21 protein-coding genes and 3 tRNA genes are annotated in these 23382 nt (G+C 63.5%); 9 read left to right on the top strand and 15 right to left on the bottom strand.

Features of this window, described 5'->3' with window-relative positions:
* Positions 1-138: 138 nt before the first annotated feature.
* The 4 genes from ASD04_RS02940 to ASD04_RS02955 form a co-directional block, all read right to left on the bottom strand.
* Positions 139-1221, bottom strand: coding sequence for an ABC transporter ATP-binding protein (locus tag ASD04_RS02940; RefSeq protein WP_056252224.1), 1083 nt, complete (start codon positions 1219-1221; stop codon positions 139-141).
* Positions 1222-1226: 5 nt separating this feature from the next.
* Positions 1227-2156, bottom strand: a complete 930-nt coding sequence (locus ASD04_RS02945) for a carbohydrate ABC transporter permease (RefSeq protein WP_056252226.1) — start codon at positions 2154-2156, stop codon at positions 1227-1229.
* Positions 2153-3094: a sugar ABC transporter permease gene (locus ASD04_RS02950; RefSeq protein WP_082530936.1), complete on the bottom strand. Its 942-nt coding sequence runs from the start codon at positions 3092-3094 to the stop codon at positions 2153-2155. Before ASD04_RS02950 ends, ASD04_RS02945 begins: the two co-directional genes overlap by 4 nt.
* A gap of 94 nt (positions 3095-3188) precedes the next feature.
* On the bottom strand, positions 3189-4430 hold the full coding sequence (locus ASD04_RS02955) for an ABC transporter substrate-binding protein (RefSeq protein WP_056252228.1): 1242 nt from the start codon (positions 4428-4430) through the stop codon (positions 3189-3191).
* A gap of 228 nt (positions 4431-4658) precedes the next feature.
* On the opposite strand from ASD04_RS02955, the gene ASD04_RS02960 reads away from it, so the two are divergent.
* From ASD04_RS02960 to ASD04_RS02970, 3 genes are all read left to right on the top strand, one after another.
* Entirely contained in the window at positions 4659-5735 is a 1077-nt protein-coding gene (locus ASD04_RS02960) for a LacI family DNA-binding transcriptional regulator (RefSeq protein WP_082530937.1), read from the top strand.
* A 56-nt stretch (positions 5736-5791) separates the two neighbouring features.
* Positions 5792-5868: transfer RNA gene (locus tag ASD04_RS02965), tRNA-Arg, on the top strand.
* A gap of 105 nt (positions 5869-5973) precedes the next feature.
* The gene (locus ASD04_RS02970; protein ID WP_056252233.1) at positions 5974-6255 is read left to right on the top strand and encodes a PilZ domain-containing protein; all 282 of its coding nucleotides are present in this window, start codon (positions 5974-5976) and stop codon (positions 6253-6255) included.
* Here ASD04_RS02970 and ASD04_RS02975 read toward each other — a convergent pair.
* Positions 6252-6641: a metalloregulator ArsR/SmtB family transcription factor gene (locus ASD04_RS02975; protein WP_056252237.1), complete on the bottom strand. Its 390-nt coding sequence runs from the start codon at positions 6639-6641 to the stop codon at positions 6252-6254. The genes ASD04_RS02970 and ASD04_RS02975 overlap by 4 nt on opposite strands.
* A gap of 198 nt (positions 6642-6839) precedes the next feature.
* On the opposite strand from ASD04_RS02975, the gene ASD04_RS02980 reads away from it, so the two are divergent.
* The gene (locus ASD04_RS02980) at positions 6840-7511 is read left to right on the top strand and encodes a hemolysin III family protein (RefSeq protein ID WP_244488231.1); all 672 of its coding nucleotides are present in this window, start codon (positions 6840-6842) and stop codon (positions 7509-7511) included.
* 1 nt (position 7512) lies between these two features.
* Here ASD04_RS02980 and ASD04_RS02985 read toward each other — a convergent pair whose 3' ends face one another.
* The gene (locus tag ASD04_RS02985) at positions 7513-7995 is read right to left on the bottom strand and encodes a DUF192 domain-containing protein (RefSeq protein ID WP_056252245.1); all 483 of its coding nucleotides are present in this window, start codon (positions 7993-7995) and stop codon (positions 7513-7515) included.
* A gap of 10 nt (positions 7996-8005) precedes the next feature.
* Positions 8006-8626: a cold-shock protein gene (locus ASD04_RS02990; protein WP_082530938.1), complete on the bottom strand. Its 621-nt coding sequence runs from the start codon at positions 8624-8626 to the stop codon at positions 8006-8008.
* A gap of 174 nt (positions 8627-8800) precedes the next feature.
* Here ASD04_RS02990 and ASD04_RS02995 point away from each other — a divergent pair, with 174 nt between their 5' ends.
* The 4 genes from ASD04_RS02995 (at position 8801) to ASD04_RS03010 (ending at position 10106) form a co-directional block, all read left to right on the top strand.
* Complete coding sequence (locus ASD04_RS02995) at positions 8801-9217, top strand: VOC family protein (protein ID WP_056252248.1); 417 nt, start codon at positions 8801-8803, stop codon at positions 9215-9217.
* A 140-nt stretch (positions 9218-9357) separates the two neighbouring features.
* Entirely contained in the window at positions 9358-9834 is a 477-nt protein-coding gene (locus ASD04_RS03000) for a D-Ala-D-Ala carboxypeptidase family metallohydrolase (RefSeq protein ID WP_162245096.1), read from the top strand.
* A 72-nt stretch (positions 9835-9906) separates the two neighbouring features.
* A tRNA-Glu gene (locus tag ASD04_RS03005) sits at positions 9907-9981 on the top strand.
* A gap of 50 nt (positions 9982-10031) precedes the next feature.
* Positions 10032-10106, top strand: a tRNA-Glu gene (locus ASD04_RS03010).
* Positions 10107-10583: 477 nt separating this feature from the next.
* On the opposite strand, the gene ASD04_RS03015 is transcribed toward ASD04_RS03010, so the two are convergent.
* The 5 genes from ASD04_RS03015 to ASD04_RS03035 form a co-directional block, all read right to left on the bottom strand.
* Complete coding sequence (locus ASD04_RS03015; protein ID WP_082530939.1) at positions 10584-11819, bottom strand: cyclopropane-fatty-acyl-phospholipid synthase family protein; 1236 nt, start codon at positions 11817-11819, stop codon at positions 10584-10586.
* Positions 11820-12018: 199 nt separating this feature from the next.
* Positions 12019-13809 carry a single-stranded-DNA-specific exonuclease RecJ gene (gene recJ / locus ASD04_RS03020; protein ID WP_056252854.1) on the bottom strand — a complete coding sequence of 597 codons (1791 nt, stop codon included), beginning with the start codon at positions 13807-13809 and terminating at the stop codon, positions 12019-12021.
* Positions 13810-14135: 326 nt separating this feature from the next.
* A complete protein-coding gene (glpX, locus tag ASD04_RS03025; RefSeq protein ID WP_056252254.1) occupies positions 14136-15122 on the bottom strand; it encodes a class II fructose-bisphosphatase in 987 nt (328 codons plus the stop codon).
* A 156-nt stretch (positions 15123-15278) separates the two neighbouring features.
* Positions 15279-16619, bottom strand: a complete 1341-nt coding sequence (locus ASD04_RS03030; RefSeq protein ID WP_056252858.1) for a homoserine dehydrogenase — start codon at positions 16617-16619, stop codon at positions 15279-15281.
* A gap of 543 nt (positions 16620-17162) precedes the next feature.
* Positions 17163-18389 (bottom strand): LL-diaminopimelate aminotransferase, encoded by a 1227-nt coding sequence (locus ASD04_RS03035; RefSeq protein ID WP_056252257.1) that lies wholly within the window; start codon positions 18387-18389, stop codon positions 17163-17165.
* Positions 18390-18800: 411 nt separating this feature from the next.
* On the opposite strand from ASD04_RS03035, the gene ASD04_RS03040 reads away from it, so the two are divergent.
* On the top strand, positions 18801-20120 hold the full coding sequence (locus ASD04_RS03040; protein ID WP_056252260.1) for a glycosyltransferase: 1320 nt from the start codon (positions 18801-18803) through the stop codon (positions 20118-20120).
* 139 nt (positions 20121-20259) lie between these two features.
* On the opposite strand, the gene ASD04_RS03045 is transcribed toward ASD04_RS03040, so the two are convergent.
* The 3 genes from ASD04_RS03045 to ASD04_RS03055 form a co-directional block, all read right to left on the bottom strand.
* Entirely contained in the window at positions 20260-20616 is a 357-nt protein-coding gene (locus ASD04_RS03045) for a VOC family protein (RefSeq protein ID WP_056252264.1), read from the bottom strand.
* A gap of 423 nt (positions 20617-21039) precedes the next feature.
* Positions 21040-22413: a dicarboxylate/amino acid:cation symporter gene (locus tag ASD04_RS03050; protein WP_056252267.1), complete on the bottom strand. Its 1374-nt coding sequence runs from the start codon at positions 22411-22413 to the stop codon at positions 21040-21042.
* Positions 22414-22592: 179 nt separating this feature from the next.
* A complete protein-coding gene (locus ASD04_RS03055) occupies positions 22593-23228 on the bottom strand; it encodes an SdpI family protein (protein WP_056252270.1) in 636 nt (211 codons plus the stop codon).
* Positions 23229-23382: the final 154 nt, after the last annotated feature.

The raw sequence follows: 23382 nt of genomic DNA on the forward strand, positions 1-23382 counted from the left end.
CACGGGGTAGCCTTGTTCAGGGATGTTGTCGCGCCTGCCGGACAGGCCAATCACCGCAAAAGTAATATCTGGCCGGGAGGCGGCGGCGGACAGGAGCGGGGCGCCCGGAGGCGCCGCCGCAGCTTGACGAAGCCGATGCTAGAGACGCTCGGTGGTCTCGGAGCTGAAGAACGAACCGCGAGCCGGGTCGAACCCGACAACCAGCTTCTGGCCGGGTTCGAGGTGGACATCGCTGGCGGCACGGAAGGTCACGGGACGGCCCGCGATCTTGGTCCAGGCCAGCGTGTCCGAACCCATGGGCTCGACGATCTCGATCTCGACTTCGGCATTGTAGGGCATCCTGGATGCCTCTTCGCCGATGAGGATATGCTCGGGACGAACACCCAGCACGGCCTTGCCCGATGCCTTCGACTTGTCGGCAAAGTCGTAGGTCGCGACCGGAACCACCGTGCCGTCTTCGGCGGTGAAGGACGAACCGTCCAGCGTGCCTTCGATGAAATTCATCGATGGCGAGCCGATGAAGCCGGCGACGTAGAGATTGACCGGCTTGTTGTAGATGGTGTGCGGATCGGCGAGCTGCTGGATCACGCCATTTTTCATGATGGCGATGCGATCGGCCAGCGTCAGGGCCTCGATCTGGTCGTGGGTCACGTAGATCATGGTGTTCTTGAGCCGCGCATGCAGCCGCTTGATCTCGACGCGCAGGTCCGAGCGGAGCTTGGCATCGAGGTTGGACAAGGGCTCGTCGAACAGGAACACGTCCACGTCACGGACCAAGGCACGGCCGATGGCCACGCGCTGGCGCTGGCCGCCCGACAGATTGGCCGGCTTGCGGCCTAGCAGCGGCTGGATCTGGAGGATTTCGGCGGCGCGGGCGACGCGGCGCTCGATCTCTTCCTTTTTCATCCCGGCGACGCGCAGGCCGAAGCTGAGGTTCCGCTCGACCGTCATCTGCGGGTAGAGCGCGTAGGACTGGAACACCATGCCGATGCCGCGGTCCTTGGGCTCTTCCCAGGTGACGTTCTTGCCATTGATGAAGATCTGGCCGGCGGACACGTCGAGCAGGCCGGCGATGCAGTTGAGCAGCGTGGACTTGCCGCAACCGGAGGGCCCGAGCAGGACGATGAACTCGCCCTGCTCGATGTCGAGATTGAGAGTCTCGAGCACCTTCACGTTGCCGAAGTTGAGCGATAGATCGCGGATGGAAACGCTATGTTGCATTGAGATTATCCCTTCACGGCGCCGGCGGCGACGCCGCGAACAAACAGCTTGCCGGACACAAAGTAGATGATCAGGGGTACCAGACCCGTCAGCACGGTCGCAGCCATGTTGACGTTGTATTCCGGCGTACCCTGAGCCGAATTGACGATGTTGTTGAGCTGGACGGTCATCGGCAGGTTCTTCGTCCCGGCGAAGACCACGCCGAACAGGAAGTCGTTCCAGATGCCGGTAACCTGCAGGATCAGCGCCACCACGAAGATCGGCAGCGACATGGGCAGCATGATCTCGAAGAAGATGCGCCAGAACCCTGCCCCATCGACGCGCGCGGCCTTGAACAGCTCCTGCGGCAGCGAGCCGAAATAGTTGCGGAACAGCAGCGTCAGGATCGGCATGCCGAAGATGGTGTGGACAATGATGACGGCCTGCAGGGTGCCGAAAATACCCATTTCACGGGTGATCATCACCAGAGGATAGAGGAACACCTGGTAGGGGATGAACGAGCCGAAGATGAGGATGGCGAAGAAGAGTTCCGAGCCCTTGAAGCGCCAATTGATCAGCGCATAGCCGTTTACCGCCGCAATGAAGATCGAAACGATGGTGCTGGGAATGGTGATCTTGACCGAATTCCAGAAACCGGGCGCCAGACCCTCGCAGGTAAGGCCGGTGCAGGCGCTGGTCCATGCCTTGATCCAGGCGTCGAAATTAATCTGGTTGGGGAGGGCGAAAATGTTGCCGAAACGGATTTCCGGCATCGTCTTGAACGACGTCACCACCATCACATAGAGCGGAAACAGGAAGTAGAGGGTGAAGAAAACCAGCACCGAATAGATGATGATCTTGGTGGGGGTGAAGAACGGCTTGGGCCGGGGTCCACGCGGCTCGACGCCGACGGCAGTATCCGGTGCGGAGCCGGCCATGGTTGCGGTCTGGCTCATGACTGACGTCCCTTTCCGCCAAATTCGAGATAGGCCCAGGGGATCATGATGATGACGACAGTCAACAGCATCATGCTCGCCGCGGCCAGGCCCTGGCCGATATTGCCGCCCGAGAACATGTAGTTGTAGACGTATTTGGCGGGCACTTCCGAGGAGATGCCGGGACCGCCATTGGTCAGCGCCACGACGAGGTCATAGAGGCGGACGATGCCGGAGCCGATCAGCACCACGGCAGTCACCAGCACGCCGCGCATCATGGGCAGCACGATCGAGATATAGGTACGCCAGGTGGGGATGCCGTCAACGCGGGCGGCTTTCCAAATCTCGTCGTCGACGCCGCGCAGGCCGGCAAGCATGAGCACCATGCAGAAGCCGACGCCCTGCCACAACCCGGCGATCAACAGCGCAAACAGCACCATGCGCGGATTGGCGATCCAGTCGAAGCTGAAGCCGGTCCAGCCCAGATTGCGGATCGTGGTCTGCAGGCCCAGCGTGGGGTTCATGATCCACTGCCAGACAAGACCCGTCACGATGAAGCTGAGGGCGAAGGGATAGAGCATGATGGTGCGGAAGGCGCTTTCAAAGCGAATCTTCTGATCCATCAGCACGGCAAGCAGGAAGCCCAGGACCAGCGTGAACACCAGCGACATCGCGCCGTAGCTGATCAGGTTGGTGACCGAGACGTTCCAGCGCGAGGTGCCGAAAAGGCGTTCATACTGCTCGAAGCCGACGAACTTGCCGGTCGGCAGGAGCTTCGAGTTAGTGAATGAATAATAGATGGTCCAGACAGTGCAGCCGACAAAGACGATCAGCACGGTGGCGATCATCGGCAGAGCCGCAATCTTGGCGGGCAGGTTGTGAACGAAGGTTTTTCGAAGGAAGCCGCGCTGACCGGATATTCCGGCGCCCTCTACCCTCTGAACGGCTGTATCCGCCATCAGTCTCTCCATAAGAAAGTGGTCGACCTTGCCAATCAAGGCCGACCACCGCTTTCAACGATGAGAACTCAATCCCATCCAAGTCGCCGGAGGATTACTCCGCCGACTCGATGATCGAAGCGTAGCGCTCGATGTAGTCATCGACGGTGATGCTGTCGTCGTCGAGGAACTCGGTGTTGAGATCCTGCATCTGCTGCTGGGTATCGCTGGAGAGTGCGAAGTCGCCAGAAGGCAGCAGACCGTTGTCGAGCAGCTTCAATGCCTTGGCCATGCAAGCATTGGCACCCGACAGGTCGATGTCGGTGCGGATCGGCATGGAGCCCTTCTTCAGGTTGAAGGCGAGCTGGGCTTCAGGCGAGATCAGGATCTTGGCCAGATCGGTCTGGGCCTGGATCACTGCCGGGTCGGTGCCTTCAGGCAGGACCGGGAAGTAGAACGAGTCGCCGCCGCCGGTCAGCTGATCGCCGAGGCCGAGAGCCGGGAGACATTCATAGTCCACGCCGGGAACGCCGCCGGCCACCTGCAGGTCACCCTGCAACCAGTCGCCGTGGATATTGCCGGCAGCAGTGCCTTCGAGCAGCTGATTGCCGACGTCACCGAAGGACGGGACCATCATGTCAGGCGAGATCACGCTGCGCAGGTGGTCGAGAGCCTCGGCAACCTTGCGGAATTCGGGGCCACGAACAGCGTCGGCGCTCTTGTCGCGGTTGATGGCGAGGACGAGGTCCGAACCACCCAGACCCGACATCAGCACGCCCGGGATACCCGAGAACGGCCAGCCGGTGGCCAGGCCGAACGGCAGGATGCCGGCTTCTTCGAGAGCAGGCCAGGAGGCGACATACTCATTCCAGTCCTTGGGAACCGGCTGACCGATCGTCTCATAGGCCTTGGTGGAGAGCCACAGCCAATCCCACGAGTGGATGTTGACCGGGAAGCAGTAGATCTTGCCGTCGTAGGTGCACGGAGCAAGCAGCGACTGATCGACGTAGAAGTCGAGGCCGCCCATTTCTTCGACGATCGGCGTCAGGTCGCGGATCAGGCCAGCCTGGATCAGCTCCTCGGCGTCACGGCCGGTATTCATCTGGGTCGCACCCATCGGGTCACCGCCGATGATACGGCTGATGATGACGGGGTTGGCACCAGTGCCCGAGCCAGCAAGGGCGCTATCCACCCAATGATTGCCGGTCTGCTCTTCGAACACGCGAGCAAATTCGGCCACGGCGGCGGCTTCACCAGCCGACGTCCACCAGTGCGTCACTTCGAGGTCTGCCGCCATGACAGCAGTCGACCCGAGCAAAGCGGTCGCCATAGCGGCAACCACTGCAAACTTCTTCATAGAATGTCCTCCCAACGATCACTTGGAGCGAAGCGCTCCCGCGAAGCTGCCAGCCGCAAGGTTGCCTTCTTGCGAAGCATCCCGTGCTGGCGGCGTGTAATCGATTGCATCGTTCGGCTCCCGAAACCTCTGCAATCGATTGCATTAGTTTCGTACACGCCTTGCGCACCTGTCAATACCGATTTAGACAGTTTGGGTTACTGACAGCGAGAGGGGGCGCTGCCAGGCATGACTCTGGTAAAGAAAACGCCGACAATTCAAGACGTTGCGCGTTTCGCAAATGTGTCCACGGCGACTGTGAGCCGCGCCCTTTCTAGCCCGGAACGGGTAAGCGAGCAGACCCGTGCGCGTATTTCCGAGGCCGTTCGCGTCACCGGCTACACACCCAACCAGTCGGCCCGCTCGCTGCGCCAGCGAACCGCCCGGACGATCCTCGTCGCCCTGCCCGATATCGGCAATTCGTTCTTCTCGGTCATCCTCGATGCGGTGGAGCGAGAGGCGGCGTCCCGCGGCTATGGCGTGCTGGTGGCCAATCGTTTCCCGCGCATGGATTCGGGCCTGCGCATGCGGGACTACTTCCTCTCCAACCGCGTCGACGGCCTGCTGCTGCTCGATGGCTCGGTGGACCTCGAACAACTGATGATGCTGACCGGCGACCCGACGCCCGTCCCGCTGATCGTGGCCTGTGAGGAAATCCCCAACGCGCCCTTCCATACGGTCAAGACCGACAATGGCTACGCCGCCGAACGGGCCACGCGCCATCTCATCGACCTCGGCCATCGCCGAATCGGCCATATCAGGGGACCCGACGGCAATGTGCTGACCGCCGAGCGGGAACAGGGCTATGCCCGCGCTATGCAGGCGGCGGGCCTGCCCATATGCCCGGAGTGGGTGCTGGCCGGCGGGTTCGAGATGGAGGCCGGTCGCGCCGCGGCTGGGCGTTTCATCAGCATTGCCGACCGGCCGACGGCGATTTTCGCGGCCAATGACGAAAGCGCCGTGGGCTTTATCTCCGGCCTGCGCCAGCATGGGCTGGACTGCCCGGACGACGTGTCGGTGGTGGGGTTCGACGACCTGGTGCTGGCGGCGCATATCTGGCCGCCGCTCACCACCATGCGCCAGCCCCGCGCGGCGCTGGGGCGGATCGCCGCCGGGGCACTGATCGACCTGATCGAGGGTGAGCGCCGCAGCCGGGTGCCGATGCATATGGTGCTGAGCTCGGAAATGATCGTGCGCGGCACCACCGCTCGCCCCCCTGCCCCCACCGCACCGGCGTCGCTATCGCCGGCCCTGGTTGTGCGTTAGCCTCGCACAAGGGCATTTCCTTTACGCGAAAATGCGTTAAATGGGGCCAATGCGCTGGTCCCGTAGCTCAGCTGGATAGAGCAGCAGCCTTCTAAGCTGTTGGTCGGAGGTTCGAGTCCTCCCGGGATCGCCAGTTTCCTTACAAATGTAGCTTATGGGTAGAGACACGGGTAACGGCGTCGCGTGGCGGCAGCCGGGCCTTAAGATTTCGGCAAGGGCGGCATCGGTAGCTGATGGTATGCGCGACCTGTCCAAACTCCATGCCGGAAAATCGGCCCTGCTGCTCGAACGCAGGATGGCCCCACGCCGGAACACGAGTATCGAAGCCCTGATCAGCTTCGGCAAAACCAGCCTGCCCTGTATCATCCGTAACGTCTCCGATACCGGTGCGAAGCTGGAAGTCGCCAAGGTGGCGGGTATTCCGGACGTGTTCCTGCTGCATGCGCCGGGGCATCGGCCGCAGACCTGCCGCGTCGCCTGGCGGGCGCTGAGGGAGTTGGGCGTGGAATACCGGGACTAGAAATCAAAGCCCATCTGCGAGGCGGCTTTTTCGCGGGCCGGCTTCGGGGGTCCCATTATGGGTGGAGCCGACGCGGCGACCAGGGCCGGCTTTGCTGCCGGCCCCGGCTCGCTTACGGGCTTATCGGCCGCCGCCATCGTATCGAGCCAGTCCAGCACCGGCTTGAGGCGACCGGCATGGAGCGCATAGCGGTTTTCCCGCCCTGATTTCTTTTCGCTGATGAGCTTGGCCTGCTTGAGCACCCGCAGATGGCGCGAGATGGCGGGGCGGCTGATATCGAAATGGCTCGTGAGCACATGCACCGGCTGGGGGCCGGCATGCAGAATTTCGATGATGCGGCAACGGGTTGGGTCGGCCAGGGCGACAAGGAGGGGGAGCGGGGGCATGCGTGTTCCAGAGCGGTTCACCGATGCAGTAGTAACGCTAGCGTTACCCGTCAAGCGCGCGCCTTGCCGGGCAACGGGTTATTCACCAGATGCGTTGAGTGAGGCTTTACAATGCCGCACGATGACCGCTTTGGCGCAATAATCTGGTCACTTCCCTGCGGCAAGGTCGGCGACAAGGAGACATAAGTGCAAAAGCCAGTGGCAAGATATTCATGGTGGAGCCGCGAGCAGCGGCCGTTCACCCTTGCCGAAGTGGTGGTGGACGGCGTGGTACATGTGCTGGGGCTGATCGTCGCCATCGTGGCCGGCTCGGTGCTGCTGGCCTATGCCGTTCTGGAGACGGCGCCGGAGATCGCCCCTGCCCTGGTGGTCTATGTCGGCTCGCTGGTGGCGGTGCTCGGGGTGTCGCTGGCCTATAATCTGTGGCCGGTATCGCCGATCAAGAAGCTGCTGGCCCGCTTCGACCAGGCGGCCATATTCCTGTTCATCGCCGGCTCCTATACGCCCTTCCTGGCCGTCATCGGCGGCACCACGACGGGCGTCTTGATGACCACCTTCGTCTGGGGCGCTTCGCTGATCGGGGTGGCGCTCAAGCTGATCGTGCCGGAGCGGTTCGGACGGCTCGCCATCGTGCTCTACCTGGCGATCGGCTGGAGCGGCGTCCTGGTGTTCCAGTCACTGGCGCAGACGCTGCCCGTCAGCACGATGTGGCTGCTGCTGGCAGGCGGGATCACCTATTCGCTGGGGATCGTTTTCCACCTGTGGGAAAAGCTCAAGTTCCAGAACGCGCTGTGGCATGTCTTCGTGGTTGCCGGGGCCAGCCTGCATCTCTGGGCGGTGATCGACTGCATGGTCATCCACCGGCTGTAGGTCAGTTGGCCGGTTTCGTCACCCGGTCGTGTTCCATCGTATCGCCGGGCTTCAGCCCGATTTCCTCCGAGCGGCCGCCCGGAATTTCCAGCACGAACTGCACCGGCACTTCGGAGGGAATGGAGGTGATATCGTGTGGACGGGCGTTGACATGGATGGTTTTCACCACCCCGTCGGCCCCGACAAACACCATGTCGAGCGGAATGAAGGTGTTGCGCATCCAGAACGACACCGGGCGTTCTTCCTTGAAGTCGAACAGCATGCCGGCATCGTCGGCCAGCTCGGTGCGATACATCAGCCCCTGCGCGCGGCTTTCGGGCGTATCCACCACTTCCACGTTGAAACTATAGTCGCCGGTCGAGGAATGCAGCACCAGCTTGCCCTCGTCGCTGCAGGCCGCCAGCGGCAGCGCCACGGCGCCGATGGCTATCACCACGGCGGCACGGCGCAGCACCGGGGCAAGGCGTTGGGCAAACATCATCATGGCGGATTTCCTAGTGGGAGGACGGTGCGTCGCCCCAACCATCGGGCCGGATTTCGGCGACCATAAGGCCCTTGGGTCCATTGCCGTAGCGCACCAGCACATACTGGCCGGGACGCAGCTCGGTAATGCCGAAGCGGCGCAGGGTTTCCATATGGACGAAAATGTCGGGCGTGCCCTCGCCGGCCGAAAGGAAGCCGAAGCCGCGGATGCGGTTGAACCACTTCACTTCAAGCCGAACCATGCCCGAGGTCGGTTCCACGACGACATGAGTGCGCGGCGCCGGCATCTGGGCCGGATGGCGAGCGGTCGATTCGTCCATCGAGACGATGCGGAAAGCCTGCAGTCCGCCGGGGCGATTGAGCGCTTCGACGACGATACGGGCGCCTTCATAGGCCGTCTGGTAGCCGTCGCGGCGCAGGCAGGTCACATGCAGCAGCACATCGGGCATGCCATTGTCGGGCACGATGAAACCGAAGCCCTTGCCGGCATCGAACCACTTGATGGCGCCGGACACTTCGATCGTGGCGTCCTGGCCGCCATCCTGGGACAGCGCGTCAGTATGGGCAGCCGATCCTGTCTCGCCGGACAGGTTCGCGCCCTCTTCGCCATCGCCAGTAAACTTGGCCCCCATGCTCCCCAAGCCCTTCGTACTCGCCTCGCCGTCGCGAGGTACTCCACAAGACAGGGGGACACTCTGTCCGATTCAAAGGCAATTGTTAAGACTCTGTTTGGAATTGCACCGGTTGCAGCGCGGACGCGCGCTTGCTAGGCCATCTGCAACGATTTCGCCAAGGAGAAGCGCGCCATGAAGTACCTGCACACCATGGTCCGGGTGACCAATGTCGAGGACAGCCTGCGGTTCTATTGCGAGGGGTTGGGGCTGGAGGAGGTGCGGCGGAGCGAGAATGAGAAGGGTCGTTATACGCTGATTTTCCTGCGCGCGCCCGGCGATGCCGGGGGTGAGGTGGAGCTGACCTATAACTGGGATCCCGAAGAGTATACCGGCGGGCGCAATTTTGGGCACCTGGCCTATCGCACACAGGATATCTACAAGCTCTGCCAGCACCTTAGCGACATGGGCATCACCATCAACCGGCCGCCGCGCGATGGGCACATGGCCTTCGTGCGCTCGCCGGACGGGATTTCGGTGGAGCTGATCCAGGACGGTTCGCTGCCGCCGCAGGAGCCGTGGCTGTCGATGCCAAACACCGGCAAGTGGTAGGAATTGGCTAGCAGACTGTTAGCATTTCGCTAACCGTCACGCTTAGCCGGCGGTTAGCGAAAAGACTCGTATTTTAGCGACTTCACAGAATGGACCATTGCCTGTTGCGCCCGCGCAACAGGCGGTTTCCGGAAGTCGCCATGCTGACCAAGACCCGCTCCATCGCCGCCTTGATGGTTACCGCCCTCACGTTAGCGGCCTGTGCCCCCATGGCCATGTTCGCCAGCTCGAGCGGTGCGGGCTATGCCGGCAAACGCAGCGACTGGGGCACCTTCGTTTCCAGCCGCGAGGTCAATGCGCTTTGCATCGCCCCCAAGCTGCGCTTCCTGATCTGGGAATTCGAGGGCCATTTCGGCCGCAAGGTCATCATGAATTCAGGCTATCGCGACGGCCAGCATAACAGCGCGGCGGGCGGAGCGGACAATTCCTATCACACCAAATGCATGGCGGCCGATTTTTACATTCCGGGCGTCGACAAGGGCCAGCTCATCGCCTTTGCCATGCAGACCGGCAGCGTGGGGGGCCTGGGCTGCTATCCGGGCAAATCGTTCATCCATGTGGACGTGCGCGACCGTCCGCGTGGCTACAGCCGGCCGGTGACCTTCTCGGGCTGTTAAAAAAATCGGCTTTGGGCGCACAGGGGGTTGCACATCGGACATCCCCCAACTATACGGTCCACCAGCGCTCAGGCGCCCTTCGTCTATCGGTTAGGACGGCACCCTTTCACGGTGCAGAGAGGGGTTCGACTCCCCTAGGGCGTACCATTCCTTCTTGATGTGGAATGGCCTATATTGAGCCGGAAGTTCCTAGGTCCGCGGCCATCGTCTATCGGTTAGGACGGCACCCTCTCACGGTGCAGAGCGGGGTTCGATTCCCCGTGGCCGTACCAGGAACCCTTCCTTGCAGCATTTGAGCTTGTGGTGGCGCCAACCATCATGACGGTATGCGCTATCCGGGGCCATTGGGGCCCGGAGCGAAGGGGCCTCCTAGCAATACCATCCTAACACCTCCCCTTCGATGCGAAACGGTACTTGGGTCGACCCGTTCGCCCCCGCACGGCCTGAGATCTGACCGTCTCGCATACGCCCTTCCCTTCTCCCTTGCGAGATACGGTGCCCGAAGGGCGAATGATCCGGAGCGTCGAAGCATGGGCGAGCGCAAACCCCTCACCCAGTTCTTCCGCTGAACGCGGAAGAACCACCCTCTCCCTCAAGGGGCGAGGGTGGCTCCACTTTTGGGGCACAGCCGAGTTCCAAATCTAATTCAGATGGCGCACTAGCCCCTGCCCTGGTTCCACGGGCTCACCAGTAGGTCTCCCGGGTGGCGTGGTGGGCCTGGGGCAAACGGAAAGCGCAGAAAAACCCGGTCAGGCCGGCTTGCGATATTTGTAGATGCCGACGTCGATGGAGCCTTCGGTGAAGCCGGCTTCGCAATAGGAGAGGTAATAGACCCACTTGCGCTTGAACTCTTCATCATAGCCGAGCGGGGCGATCATCGGCCAGCGTTCGAGGAAGCGCTCGCGCCAGAGTTTCAGCGTCTTGGCGTAGCTGAGGCGGAAGGTCTCGACGTTTTCCAGCACCAGATTGTACCTGTCGCCGAAATCCTTCATCACCGTCTTGGTGAGCAGCATGCCGCCGGGGAAGATGTAGCGCTGGATGAAGTCCGGCCCGCTGCGGTAGCCCTCGAAATCGGCCTCGTTGATGGTGATGGCCTGGATGGCGGCAGTGCCGCCAGGCTTGAGGCGATCATGCACGGTCTGGAAATAGCTGGGCCAGTTGTCCTCGCCCACCGCCTCGATCATCTCGATGGAGCCTATATGGTCGAACTGGCCTTCGGTATGGCGATAATCCTCGAAGACCAGGGTGGCGAACTTGTCGAGGCCCTGGCGAGCCAGGCGTTCGAGGCCGAATTTGAGCTGTTCGGCCGACAGGGTAATGCCGCGCAGATGGGCCTTGTAGTCGCGGGCAACGGTTTCAGCGAAGCCACCCCAGCCGCAGCCGATCTCGAGGACCGACGAGCCCTCGGTGACGCCGGCCATGTCGGCGACGCGGCGGTATTTGGCGAGTTGGGCTTCCTCGAGGCTTTGGTCGCCGGAGGTGAATACCGCCGAGGAATAGGTCATCGAAGGGTCGAGCCACTGGCCGTAAAAGTCATTGCCGAGATCGTAGTGCTCAGCGATGTTCTTCCTGGAGCCTTCCAGTGTGTTGCGGCGCGACAGGTGATAATGCAGGTCAGTCGCGGCACGGCGGAAGAAGCCGGGATTGGCATGCTCGAACATGTCGCGATTCTGCAGGAAGAAGCGGAACAAGGCCGTGAGGTCATCGGACTCGATATCGCCCGCCATATAGGCCGAAGCGAAGCCGACCGTGCCGCGCTGCATTGCCTCGCTCAGGACGCGGAAATTGTTGAGCCGCAGGGTGGCGTGTTCGCCGGTCGACGGATTGCCGACGGTGCGGGTGCGACCATTGGGAAAGATGACGGTGAGGGCGCCATAGCGTGGCTTGCCAATCAGGGCAACGCCGATGCGTTCGACTGCCCAGGAAGCAAAACTGGTCCACGGCGTGGCGCCGGTATTGGTATTCTCTACGACGGACTTGGTCATTGGGCCGCTTTGTCCAAATTTACTAAACCTGGCGGCGACGCTTGAGCTGCCGCCTTAATGTAAGCGTTGGCGGCATGGGCCCGCTCTGAAAACCGTGTTTCGGGCCATGCCTCCCGACAGTTTAGCCGCCGTAAGAGGATATGCAAGCAGCAGTTTTCGTGGTTCGACAGGCTCACCATGAGGTGTCCGGTGGGAACGGTCAGCCCTTGGGCCGGGCCAGGTCGGTGAGCCGGAGCTGCACCTGCTCGCGGCCCTGATAGTGATCGATGGAGAGCGCGCCGGCAAAATGGAAGGCCGAGTCGCCATCGCGCAGCAGGGCATCGCCGATGGCGGTGCTGGCGGCGCGGAAAGCGATGGCCTTTAGGCGGGCACCGTCTTCGGAGGTGAGGGTGAAGCTGACATGGCCGCCCTTGCCGACGACCTGGGCGAATTTGGCGCGGTGTGCGGGAAAGGCAAAAAGCGGGCCGGGATTGCCCGCGCCGTAGGGCCCTGCCCGCTCCAGATCATGCACCAGATCGAGGCTGGCGCCGCGGGCGGTGAGGGCCGCGTCGATGGAGAGCGCCGTAGCGGCACGGGCGGCGGTGACATCGACGGACAGCGTTTCGACGAGGAAGGAGCGGAAGGGGCCGAGCTGGCCCGGCCTGATGGTGACGCCGGCCGCCATGGCGTGACCGCCACCCTTGGCGATGAGGCCGCGCTCGACAGCCTCGATGACGGCGCGACCGAGATCGACACCGGGCATGGAGCGGCCCGAGCCGGTGCCGGTGCCGTCGGGCCCCAGGGCAATGGCGAAGGTGGGGCGCTCGAAGCGCTCGCGCAGGCGGGCGGCGATGAGGCCGACGACGCCGGGATGCCAATTGGCGGAGGCGAGAACGAGGACCGGCGGCCCCTCCCCATTGCCGATTTCCATTTCGGCCACGGCCGCGGCTTCCTCCACCGCCTCGACCTCGATGCGCTGGCGCTCGGAATTGAGCTCGTCGAGGCGGGCGGCGAGGGCGAGAGCGTGGTGTTCGTCTTCCACGGTGAGCAGCTCGGTGCCCATGGCGGCATTGCCGATGCGGCCGCCGGCATTGATGCGCGGGCCGATGATGAAGCCGAGATGGTAGGGATTGAGCGGGCCACTGAGGCGGGCGGCCAATGCGAGGGCGGCAATGCCCTTGTTGTCGCCACGGCGGGCGACCTCCAACCCACGCACCACGAAGGCGCGGTTGAGGCCGGTGAGCGGGACGACATCGCAGACGGTGGCCAGGGCCACGAGATCGAGCAGTTTCAGCAGGTCCGGCAGGCCGGTATCGCCGCGATTGCGCAGGGCGCGGTTGACGGCGACCAGCACCATGAAGGTGACGCCGGCGGCGCAGAGGTAGCCGAGGCCGGAAATGTCGTCGGGACGGTTGGGATTGACCAGAGCGGTGGCGTCGGGGAGGTCGTGGTCGCTGAGGTGGTGGTCGATAACCAGCACATCGGCGCCCCGGCCGCGCGCATGGGCGATGGGGCCGTCGCTGGTGGTGCCGCAATCGAGGGTGATGACGAGGGTGGCGCCGGCGTCGATCAGCTTGTCCATGGCCGCGATATTGGGGCCGTAGCCTTCAAAAATGCGGTCGGGGATGTGGACCTGCGGCTCGATGCCGAAATGGCGCAGGTAGCGGGCCATGAGGGCGCAGGAACAGGCGCCGTCGACGTCGTAGTCGCCGAACAGGGCGATGGCTTCGTTGTCGGCGATGGCTTTGGCCAGGCGGTCGGCGAGGGTATCCATGGCGGTGAGCGTGGACGGGTCGGGCATCAGACCGCGGATGGTGGGCTCAAGGTAGGCCGCCGCCTCGTCCAGCCCAACGCCGCGGGCGGCAATGATGCGGGCGAGAATTTCGGAAATGCCCGCGCGCTGGGCAATGGCGGTGGCCGTGCGGGTGGTGGTGGTGTCCAGCCGGTCGGTCCAGGCGCGGCCGGTGACCGAGCGGGTGACGTCAAGGAAGGGGCGCGGCGCGTCGAGCATGGGGGAGAGGTAGGCGATTTGAGGGGCGCGGTCGAGGTCCCTTTCTCCCTCCTTGAGGGAGAAGGTGCCCGAAGGGCGGATGAGGGGTCCTGCGCTATCCACAACCATCAAAACATGGGATGGCGCAGAACCCCTCACCCGGTTTTCCGCTGAACGCGGAAAACCACCCTCTCCCTCAAGGGGCGAGGGGTTAGTGCCACGCCCTCGTGGTTCGAGGCTCGCGAAGAGCTCGCACCTCACCATGAGGGCTGCTGGGAACTCGATGTATCATCAGCCCTCATGGTGAGGTGCGCTTCTTCAGCGCCTCGAACCACGAGGGCGTGGCACTATCTCGCGTGCTGCGCCTTGATCCAGCGGACGGTCTGGCTCCAAGAGCGCATGACGATGGTTGAGGTTTCGACCGAGCGGCGGCGGAGGCGGATGCCTTCGAGCAGGGTGCCGTCGGTGACGCCGGTGGCGGCGACGAGGACGTCGCCGGCGGCCAGTTCGGTGACGTCGTAGATGCGGTTGGGGTCGGTGATGCCCATGGTGACGGCGCGTTCGCGCTTGGACGAGGTGTCGAGGATGAGCTTGCCCTGCATCTGGCCGCCAATGCAGCGCAAGGCGGCGGCGGCTAAAACGCCTTCGGGGGCGCCGCCGGAGCCGAGATAGATGTCGATGCCGGTATCCTCGGTGTTGACCGCGTGGATGACGCCGGCAATGTCGCCATCGCTGATGAGCTTGACGGCGACGCCGGTGGTGCGCAGTTCCTCGATGAGGGCGGCATGGCGCGGGCGATCGAGCACGATGGCGGTGATTTCGCTGAGCGGTACGCCCTTGGCTTTGGCGAGCGCCTTGACGTTTTCGGTGGCGGTCCAGTCGATATGGACAGTGCCGGGGGCGTATTCGGCGCCGATGGCGATCTTGTGCATATAGACGTTGCGGGCGACGTTGAGCAGGCCCCCGCGTTCGGCCATGGCCAGCACGACGATGGAATCGGGCTGGTTCTTGGCGCAGAGGGTGACGCCTTCGAGCGGATCGACGGCGATATCGACTTCAGGCCCCTGCCCGGCCCCGACGGACTGGCCGATAAACAGAGTATCGACCTCGCCGGCTTCGCCCTCGCCGATGACGATGCGGCCGGAAATGGCGACGCGGTCGAGCTCGGCCTTCATGGCGAGAACGGCGGCTTCGTCGGCCGCCTGCTCATTGCCCTTGCCGCGCCATTCGGCGGCGGCGATGGCGGCGCGCTCGGTGACGCGTACCAGTTCCAGCGTCAGGCTGCGATGCAGATTGGCGGGGCTCTTTTCGTCCCCGGCCTTGCTCAGTCTCATACTTCCTCCCCCAAGACTCGCCAGGGACCGCAACCGGTCGGCAGCATCACCGCGTCATTCCCGCGAAGGCGGGAGTCCCGGTTTCCTTGCGCATGGCAAAGGGAGATTCCCGCTTTCGCGGGAATGACCCGTTGGAAAACAGCAATCAGCCAGGCGCTACAGCGTCTCTATGCGGATCAACTGCGGTTCACCGACGATAAACCCGTCCTCGGCGATCTGTGCAAGCGATTCACGCACGGCCGATTCCAAAGTCTGTTGCGTGATCATCACCACCGTCCGAGTGGGCGAGCCATCCGGCGCGACGGCTTTAGCGCCCAAATCGGACCGCTGGATGACACTATCGATGGAAATGCCGCGCTCGCCCATGCGGGTCGCAATAGCGGCCAGGGCGCCGGGCACATCCTTGGCATTGAGGCGGATATAGTAGCCGCCATCGTGGGCGCGCATCGGCGCCTGCTTATAGGGCAGCAATTCGTCGCTGGGCACGCCGAGCGGGGGAACGCGGGTGCCGCGGGCGATATCGAGGATATCCGACAGCACCGAGGAGGCCGTGGGCGGGCCGCCGGCGCCGGGCCCGGCCAGCAGCAGTTCGTGGACATGGTCGGTTTCGAGCGCCACGGCATTCATCACGCCATCGACGCCGGCAATGGCCGAACCCTTGGGCACGAAGGTCGGATGGACGCGCTGCTCGATGCCCTGATCGGTGCGCTGGGCAATGCCGAGCAGCTTGATCTTGTAGCCGAGCTCGGCGGCGACCTTGATGTCGTGCTGGGTAATGCGGGAAATGCCTTCCACGCGGATTTCGTCGGGCGCGATCTCGTAGCCGAAGCAGAGCGTGGCGAGGATCGAGAGCTTGTGGGCGGTGTCGAAACCTTCGACGTCGAAGGTGGGATCGGCTTCGGCATAGCCGAGCGCCTGCGCATCCTTGAGGCAATCGGCGAAACTGATGTCCTCATTGCCCATGCGGGTGAGGATATAGTTGCAGGTGCCGTTCATGATGCCGAAGACCTTGGCGATGCGGGCCGAGCCCAGGCCCTCGCGCAGGGTCTTGATGACGGGGATGCCACCGGCCACGGCGGCCTCGAAGCCGAGCTGGGCGCCGGATTCCTCGGCCAGGCGGGCGAGCGTGACGCCATGCTTGGCGAGCAAAGCCTTGTTGGCGGTGACGACGGGGCGGCCGATTTCGAGCGCGGCCTTGACCGCGGCGAAAGCCGGGCCGTCTTCGCCGCCGATGAGTTCGACGAAAAGGTCGATGCCGTCGGACTTGGCCAGGGCTACCGGATCGTCGAACCAGTCGAGCCCGGAAATATCAATGCCGCGGTCGCGGGAACGCGAGCGCGCGGCAACGGCCGTCACCACCAGTTGGCGGCCAAGTTTTCGGGTCAGCTCGGCGCCGTCCTTCTGCAGGATGCGGACCAGGGTGGCGCCGACATTGCCCAGGCCCGCGACGCCGATGCGCAGGGGCGCCAGGCCCTCGCCCTCGCCGAAATCGGCCATGGCCTTGAGGATGCGGGCGCGGGTATCGGAGCGCGGCTCGCGGCCCTCGCGCAGGTCGAAGACGAAGAGCGGATCGCCCGCGACAGTGCGGCCGAACCGTGTCGGCGTCCAGCCACGGGCGGAGATGAAGGTTTCGACGGCTTGGCGGAAGGAAGCGATATCACTCATGGTGGCGCCATCTGCATAGGAATATGCCTAGCCGTCAATAGGAGTTTGGTGGGAAAGTCAGCGGCCTGTGTGGGTTGCGGGGCCTCCGCCACGGCGAGGTCGTCCCGGCCTTGAGGCAACCCGGGATGTCACAACAGCCGCGAGATCGTCACGCCACCACCTCGCTGCCGCGGCGCGGTTTGGGGTTGGGCCCCGGCTCAAGGCCGGGTGACGCCGCGGGTGTGGGACGGGAGTGCCTGCCCTTGCTACTTCCCAGCCGCCTTAGCGCGTCGGCGATCAGCTTGATGTATGGGGAAACCCCCATTTGATCGAGAGAGCGGCAGGCGGGGGACCGATTTGATCAGTTGGGCGCCCACGACATGGGCGCCCTCTCCCTCAAGAGGCGCCCGACCCGACCAGCGGGACGACGTTGCCGGCGCCGGTCTTGGAGCCCAGCAGCTTCTTGATGTTGCGGGCGGCCTGGCGGATGCGCTGTTCGTTTTCGACGAAGGCGAGGCGGATATACTGGTCGCCATATTCGCCGAAGCCGACGCCGGGGGCAACGCCGACGCCGGTTTCCTTGATGAGGAGCTTGGCGAATTCGAGCGAGCCGAGATGGGCGAACTGGGCGGGAATCGGGGCCCAGGCAAACATGGTGGCCTTGGGCACCGGAATATCCCAGCCGGAGCGACCGAAGCTCTCCACCATGACGTCGCGGCGGTATTTGTAAATCTTGCGGACCTCGTCGATCACGTCGTCGCTGCCATTGAGGGCGGCGGCGGCGGCGACCTGGATCGGGGTGAAGGCGCCGTAATCGAGGTAGGATTTGACGCGGGCCAGAGCGGCAATCAGGCGCTCGTTGCCGACGGCGAAGCCGACGCGCCAGCCGGGCATGGAATAGGTCTTGGACATGGAGGTGAATTCCACCGAGATATCCATGGCGCCGGGCACCTGCAGCACGGATGGCGGCGGGTCATTCTCGTCGAAATAAATCTCGGAATAGGCGAGATCGGAGAGGATGAAGATGTCGTGCTCGCGGCAGTACTTGACCACCTCGGTATAAAAATCGAGCGAGGCCGTGTAGGCGGTCGGGTTGGCCGGGTAGTTCAGCACCAAAGCGATGGGCTTGGGGATGGAGTGGCGCACGGCCCGATCGAGCGAGCGCATGAAATCTTCGTTCGGATCGGCCGGCATGGAGCGGACGACGCCGCCAGACATGATGAAGCCGAAGGAATGGATGGGATAGGTCGGATTGGGCACCAGCACCACGTCGCCGGGGGCGGTGATGGCCGAGGCCATGTTGGCGAAGCCTTCCTTGGAGCCGAGGGTCGCGACGACCTGGGTATCGGGATTGAGCTTCACGCCGAAGCGGCGGCCATAGTAGCTGGCCTGGGCCTTGCGCAGGCCAGGAATGCCGCGGGAGGTGGAATAGCGGTGGGTGCGGCCGTCCTTGACCGTTTCCTGCAGCTTTTCGACGATGTGCTGGGGCGTCGGCATATCGGGATTGCCCATGCCCAGATCGATGACGTCGACGCCTTCGGCGCGGGCCTTGGCCTTGAGCGGATCGATATGGGCAAAGACGTATGGGGGAAGACGGCGGATTTTGTGGAAGTCGTCGCTCATGATTTCCTCGGCGGTCCTCAGGGGACCTGAACTGGCCGCGACGCGCTCGGAGCGCCACGCCTCTCATTGAGGCCGTGATTATCGCGGAATTATGGTTGTGAACGGGTTAAGTGACCCCTGGCAGGGCCGGTCTCGTGTTCGGCTCTTCCCGGCCCCAGCAAGGCCATGCGGGAAGAGCTAGCGGGCGTTTGCCGCCGCCACTGAGGCGAGCACAGCCACTGCACTTGCGGCGAGCGAGGCTCCAACCTTAGCAACAGTGTACAGCGACCGCATGTCCCTTGCCCTTCAGATGCGATTTTTGTAAGGAAATCAGCATCGACAGGCCGTTCATAAATCCTCCACGGGGTATTGTAAATGGTCCGGGGGGTGCCAACCTTCGGCTCCAGACGGTCATATGGTGAGGTTAAGACTTTGAAGCGCATTGCCCTTGTCACGATCGGCACGCAAGGCGACGTTCAACCCTATCTGGCCCTCGCTATCTCTCTCAGGGAGCGCGGCTACTCAGTCGTCCTTGGTGCCTCGGAAGAATTCCAGGGCATGGTGGAGAGCTATGGAATCGAGTTCCACACGCTCGGACCGTCGATCCAGTCGTTCCTGACGCAGCAGCGATTCGAAAATGCGATGAGCCAGTCCATGCTCATCAACGGCCCCTCCCTGCTGCGGCAGGGGCAGCAGATCGTCGATACGGCAGCGCGCCATGCCTGGCATATGTGCCAGGGCGCCGACATGCTGATCCTCAACATGAATACCAGCTTCGGCATCGACATTGCCGAGGCGCTGCATATTCCGGCGATCATGGTGGCGTTGCAGCCGCTGAACTCGACCAGCGAATTCCCGCTCTGCATCTACTATGGCGCCGATTTCGGGCCGGCCTTCAACAAGCTGACCTATACGGCGATGACGGTGCAGCAGATCTATTACAACCTGCCGCGCAACAAGCTGCGGCGCGAGCTGATGGGGCTCGATGCGCGCAAGAAGGGCGGCTTCTTCCGCAATACCGACGGCACGTCGCTGACGACGCTCTATGCCTATTCGCCGATCGTCTCGCCGCGCCCGCGCGACTGGCCCAAAAGCGCGCTGGTCACCGGCTATTGGCAATTGCATGACCGAACCGACTGGCAGCCCTCGGCCGAGTTCCAGCAATTTCTCTCCGAGGGCGAGGCGCCGGTCTATATCGGCTTCGGCTCGATGCCGTTCGGGGCGGAGCGCAATACCAAGATCCTCAAGGAAGCGGTGGCCATGTGGGGCGGCCGGGCCGTGGTGGCGCGCGGTTGGGGCGGCATCAATCCGCAGGACCTGCCCGAGACGATCTTCGCCATTGAAAAGGCGCCGCACGACAAGCTGTTCAAATATGTGTCGGCGGTAGTGCATCACGGCGGCGCGGGCACGACGTCGGCGGGGCTGCATCTGGGCCGGCCGACCTTCGTGGTGCCGCAGACGGTGGACCAGCCCTATTGGGGGCGCCGCGTCTATGAGCTGGGCTGCGGACCCAAGCCGGTGCGGCTGCGCAAGCTGACCTCGGAAATCCTGGCCGGGGCACTGGCGGACCTTTCCACCAACGCGGACTATCGCCGCAACGCCGCCGATATTGCCGAGAAGCTGCATGGCGAGGACGGGGCGGAAAAGGCGATCAAGGTGATCGAGCGGGTGATGGCGAACTATGTGCCGCGCATGCCCAAGGCGAAGAAGCCGCGCAAGGTCAAGAAACCGGCGCTGAAGCTGGTGGGGTAGTGCCACGCCCTCGTGGGTTCGAGGGTCGCTACGCTCCCGCCTCACCATGAGGTCTACTGGGACACCGAGCTAACAGTAGCTCTCATGGTGAGGTGCGAGTTCTTCGCGAGCCTCGAACCACGAGGGCGTGTCTCCAGTCCTATTGCTTGTCGCAGACCACTTCGAGATTGTTGCCGTCAGGATCGATGATGAAGGCCGCATAGTAAGTCGGCGTGTAGTCGCGCAGGCCTGGTGCGCCGTTGTCCTTGCCGCCATTGGCGAGGGCGGCGGCGTGGAAGTCATCTACTGCCTCGCGATCATCGATCTTGAAGGCCAGGTGGACGTTGGAACTGCCCTTGTCGTCGGCTCCGATCCAGAAATCGGGGTAGTCCCGGCCGATGCCGGCGGTGCCGGGAAATTCCATCATCACTTTGTAGCCGAGAGGCGCCAGGGCGGCCTTGTAGAAGGCGATCAGAGTGTCGAATTGCGTGGTGCGAAGGCCGATATGGTCCAGCATTGGATATCTCCTGAGGTATCGCCATGTCGTGCCACAGGCTGCTGACAGGGTGTGGCATGAGCGTTGACGCCTGGCCGGAGACAGGTGCTGGCGCGCCATCCAAAGCAGTCGAACACCCCCAGCAACACCCGCCGGAGTCCCCTTCTGCCCTCATGGGAGAAGGCGCTCCCCCGGGTCGCGTCGCGCCCGAGGGCAGGCTCCGGACGGATGAGGGGGCGCCGCGTTATCAATTGGCAATGAAGCATGGGATGGCGCAGCCCCCTCACCCGGCAATTTCCTCTGAACGAGGAAATTAGCCCCCCCTCTTCCACGAGGGACGAGGGGTGGCTCCACTGCAGACAGGAGGATGTTCACTCGTCGAGCCGCGGGCAAACAAAAGGGGAGGTGAAAACCTCCCCTTTCATCCTGGCTATGTGCCCTGCCCTATTCGGCCGGGACAGCGTCTGCGATATCGAGCGAGTCGATGCTTTCGCCGGCGTCGTAGACGGACTGGTCGAGAATGCCCTGGCGCTTGGCGACGATGGTCGGGACCAGCGCCTGGCCGGCGACGTTGACCGCGGTGCGGCCCATATCGAGGATGGGATCGACGGCGAGCAGCAGGCCGACGCCTTCGAGGGGCAGGCCGAGGGTGGAGAGGGTCAGCGTCAGCATGACGGTGGCGCCGGTGAGGCCCGCGGTGGCGGACGAACCGATGACCGACACGAAGACGATCAGCAGGTAGTGCTCGATGCCGAGCGGCACACCGAAGAACTGCGCCACGAAGATGGCCGAGATCGCCGGATAGATGGCGGCGCAGCCATCCATCTTGGTGGTGGCGCCGAGCGGCACGGCGAAGGCGGCATATTCACGCGGCACGCCCAGGTTCTTCTCCGTGATGCGCTCGGTGACCGGCAGGGTGCCGATGGAGCTCCGCGACACGAAGGCGAGCTGGATGGCCGGCCAGGCGCTCTGGAAGTAGCGGATGGGGTTGAGCCCATGGGCCTGCAGCAGCACCGGATAGACCACGAAGAGCACGAGGGCGAGGCCGATATAGATGGCTGCCGAGTACCAGCCGAGCTGAGCCAAGGCATCCCAGCCATAGACGGCCACGGCATTGCCGAGCAGGCCGATGGTGCCGATGGGCGTGAGACGGATGACCCACCACAGGATCTTGTGGACGATCTTGAGGAAGGAGCGGTTGAAGGCCAGGAAGGTGTCGGCGGCCGGGCCGACCTTGAGGGCGGCAACACCGACGACGATGGAAACCACCAGGATCTGCAGCACGTTGAAGTTGAGGCTGGTGGTGGCGCCGCTGTCGGAGACGCGGGTCGAGGCCTGCAGGCCCAGGATATTGGACGGGATCAGGCCCTTGAGGAAGTCGAGCCACGAACCGCTGGAAGACGGGGCGCGGGCTGCGGTTTCCGCAACGGCGGTATTGAGGCCCGGCTGGATGATGAGGCCGAGCGCAATGCCGATGGCCACGGCGATCAGCGCGGTGATGGCGAACCACAGCAGGGTCTGCCAGACCAGCTTGGCCGCGTTCTGGAGTTCACGGAGATTGGCGATGGACGCCACGATGGCGGTGAAGACCAGCACCGGCACCAGCGCGCGCAGCAGCGACACGAAGGCCGAACCGACGGTGGACAGGGTCTGGACCAGCCAGTTGGCGCCGCCGGCAGCGTCGGGGCCCATCTGGCGGGCGATGTAGCCAAGGATAAGGCCGATGACCATCGCGGCCAGGACCTGGAAGCCGAATGAGCGATAAAGCGGTTTTGGCGCGCGCGGAGTCCGGGCGGCTGAGACAGTGGTGGGTGACATGTTTTGACCTGCAATGAGCCAAGGCGCCCGCCCAACAATTGGGCTGCACGCCTCGAAATTAAGCACGATTCTACCCGTTTGAACGATAATTCGCTGCGCAAGGCTTTTCGATTCCGCGCCGCATCGGAAAAATTTCTGCCGGGACGAAACCATTCGCGGCAATGACAATGCTGATCGTGTCAGCGGCGGTCGAAAAGCAGCGTGGCGAATCCGGCGATGACGGCGGGGAGCAACAGGGCCGCGGCGAAGGACATCGTGAGCAAAGCGAGGCCCATATCGAGCCAGGCCAGCGCCAGCAGAAGCAGCCCCGCCAGGCCATAGGCAAGGCCGGCGGCCCGGTGGACGATGCGCCAGGCGTGGTCGTTCCGCACCGGCCAGGGCATGCGCAGGCCGGCATAGGTATGGCGTTCGGCCTCGAACAGAATGACGCCAAGCAGGAGCAGGGCTACGCCCAGGGCGTAGGCGGTCACTCGGATGAAATCGAGATCGGAACCGATGCCTGACAGCAGCAGGCCGAGCTGGGTGGAGGCGACCACGCCCATCAGCGTGGTCAAGGCCGGATCGAGAATGTGCTGGGATTTGGCGTAGTGGTTCTTGGTCAGCAGGCGGCCGAGGGTGAAGAAGGCGGCCATGAGCCCGAGCTGAACGACCGGGGCCACGAAAATGGCCTCGCGTGGCCAGAGCCAGTCGGCCGCATTGCCGGACCAGTGGGCGGAGAAGATGAAATCGGCGGGAATCCTGATAGCGCCGACGCCAGACATGGCCAGCGTCACGGTCAACAGCAGCAGGTGGAAGCGGGTGACGAGGATTTGCATGGCGTTGGTCTCACGGCGTCATTCCCGCGAAAGCGGGAATCCCCCTCGCCCTGTAAGGGAGATTCCCGCTTTCGCGGGAATGACGCGGTGGATGTAGGAGGCGCGCGACAAAAGAAAAGGGCCGGTTTCCCGGCCCTTGCATTGATGATCCGAA

The sequence above is a fragment of the Devosia sp. Root436 genome (assembly GCF_001426345.1).
Taxonomy (GTDB): domain Bacteria; phylum Pseudomonadota; class Alphaproteobacteria; order Rhizobiales; family Devosiaceae; genus Devosia.

Coding starts and splice junctions, on each gene's coding strand:
- ASD04_RS02940 (WP_056252224.1), bottom strand. CDS start 1,221: ATGCAACATAGCGTTTCCATCCGCGATCTATCGCTCAACTTCGGCAAC.
- ASD04_RS02945 (WP_056252226.1), bottom strand. CDS start 2,156: ATGAGCCAGACCGCAACCATGGCCGGCTCCGCACCGGATACTGCCGTC.
- ASD04_RS02950 (WP_082530936.1), bottom strand. CDS start 3,094: ATGGCGGATACAGCCGTTCAGAGGGTAGAGGGCGCCGGAATATCCGGT.
- ASD04_RS02955 (WP_056252228.1), bottom strand. CDS start 4,430: ATGAAGAAGTTTGCAGTGGTTGCCGCTATGGCGACCGCTTTGCTCGGG.
- ASD04_RS02960 (WP_082530937.1), top strand. CDS start 4,659: ATGACTCTGGTAAAGAAAACGCCGACAATTCAAGACGTTGCGCGTTTC.
- ASD04_RS02970 (WP_056252233.1), top strand. CDS start 5,974: ATGCGCGACCTGTCCAAACTCCATGCCGGAAAATCGGCCCTGCTGCTC.
- ASD04_RS02975 (WP_056252237.1), bottom strand. CDS start 6,641: ATGCCCCCGCTCCCCCTCCTTGTCGCCCTGGCCGACCCAACCCGTTGC.
- ASD04_RS02985 (WP_056252245.1), bottom strand. CDS start 7,995: ATGATGATGTTTGCCCAACGCCTTGCCCCGGTGCTGCGCCGTGCCGCC.
- ASD04_RS02990 (WP_082530938.1), bottom strand. CDS start 8,626: ATGGGGGCCAAGTTTACTGGCGATGGCGAAGAGGGCGCGAACCTGTCC.
- ASD04_RS02995 (WP_056252248.1), top strand. CDS start 8,801: ATGAAGTACCTGCACACCATGGTCCGGGTGACCAATGTCGAGGACAGC.
- ASD04_RS03000 (WP_162245096.1), top strand. CDS start 9,358: ATGCTGACCAAGACCCGCTCCATCGCCGCCTTGATGGTTACCGCCCTC.
- ASD04_RS03015 (WP_082530939.1), bottom strand. CDS start 11,819: ATGACCAAGTCCGTCGTAGAGAATACCAATACCGGCGCCACGCCGTGG.
- recJ (WP_056252854.1), bottom strand. CDS start 13,809: ATGCTCGACGCGCCGCGCCCCTTCCTTGACGTCACCCGCTCGGTCACC.
- glpX (WP_056252254.1), bottom strand. CDS start 15,122: ATGAGACTGAGCAAGGCCGGGGACGAAAAGAGCCCCGCCAATCTGCAT.
- ASD04_RS03030 (WP_056252858.1), bottom strand. CDS start 16,619: ATGGCCGATTTCGGCGAGGGCGAGGGCCTGGCGCCCCTGCGCATCGGC.
- ASD04_RS03035 (WP_056252257.1), bottom strand. CDS start 18,389: ATGAGCGACGACTTCCACAAAATCCGCCGTCTTCCCCCATACGTCTTT.
- ASD04_RS03045 (WP_056252264.1), bottom strand. CDS start 20,616: ATGCTGGACCATATCGGCCTTCGCACCACGCAATTCGACACTCTGATC.
- ASD04_RS03050 (WP_056252267.1), bottom strand. CDS start 22,413: ATGTCACCCACCACTGTCTCAGCCGCCCGGACTCCGCGCGCGCCAAAA.
- ASD04_RS03055 (WP_056252270.1), bottom strand. CDS start 23,228: ATGCAAATCCTCGTCACCCGCTTCCACCTGCTGCTGTTGACCGTGACG.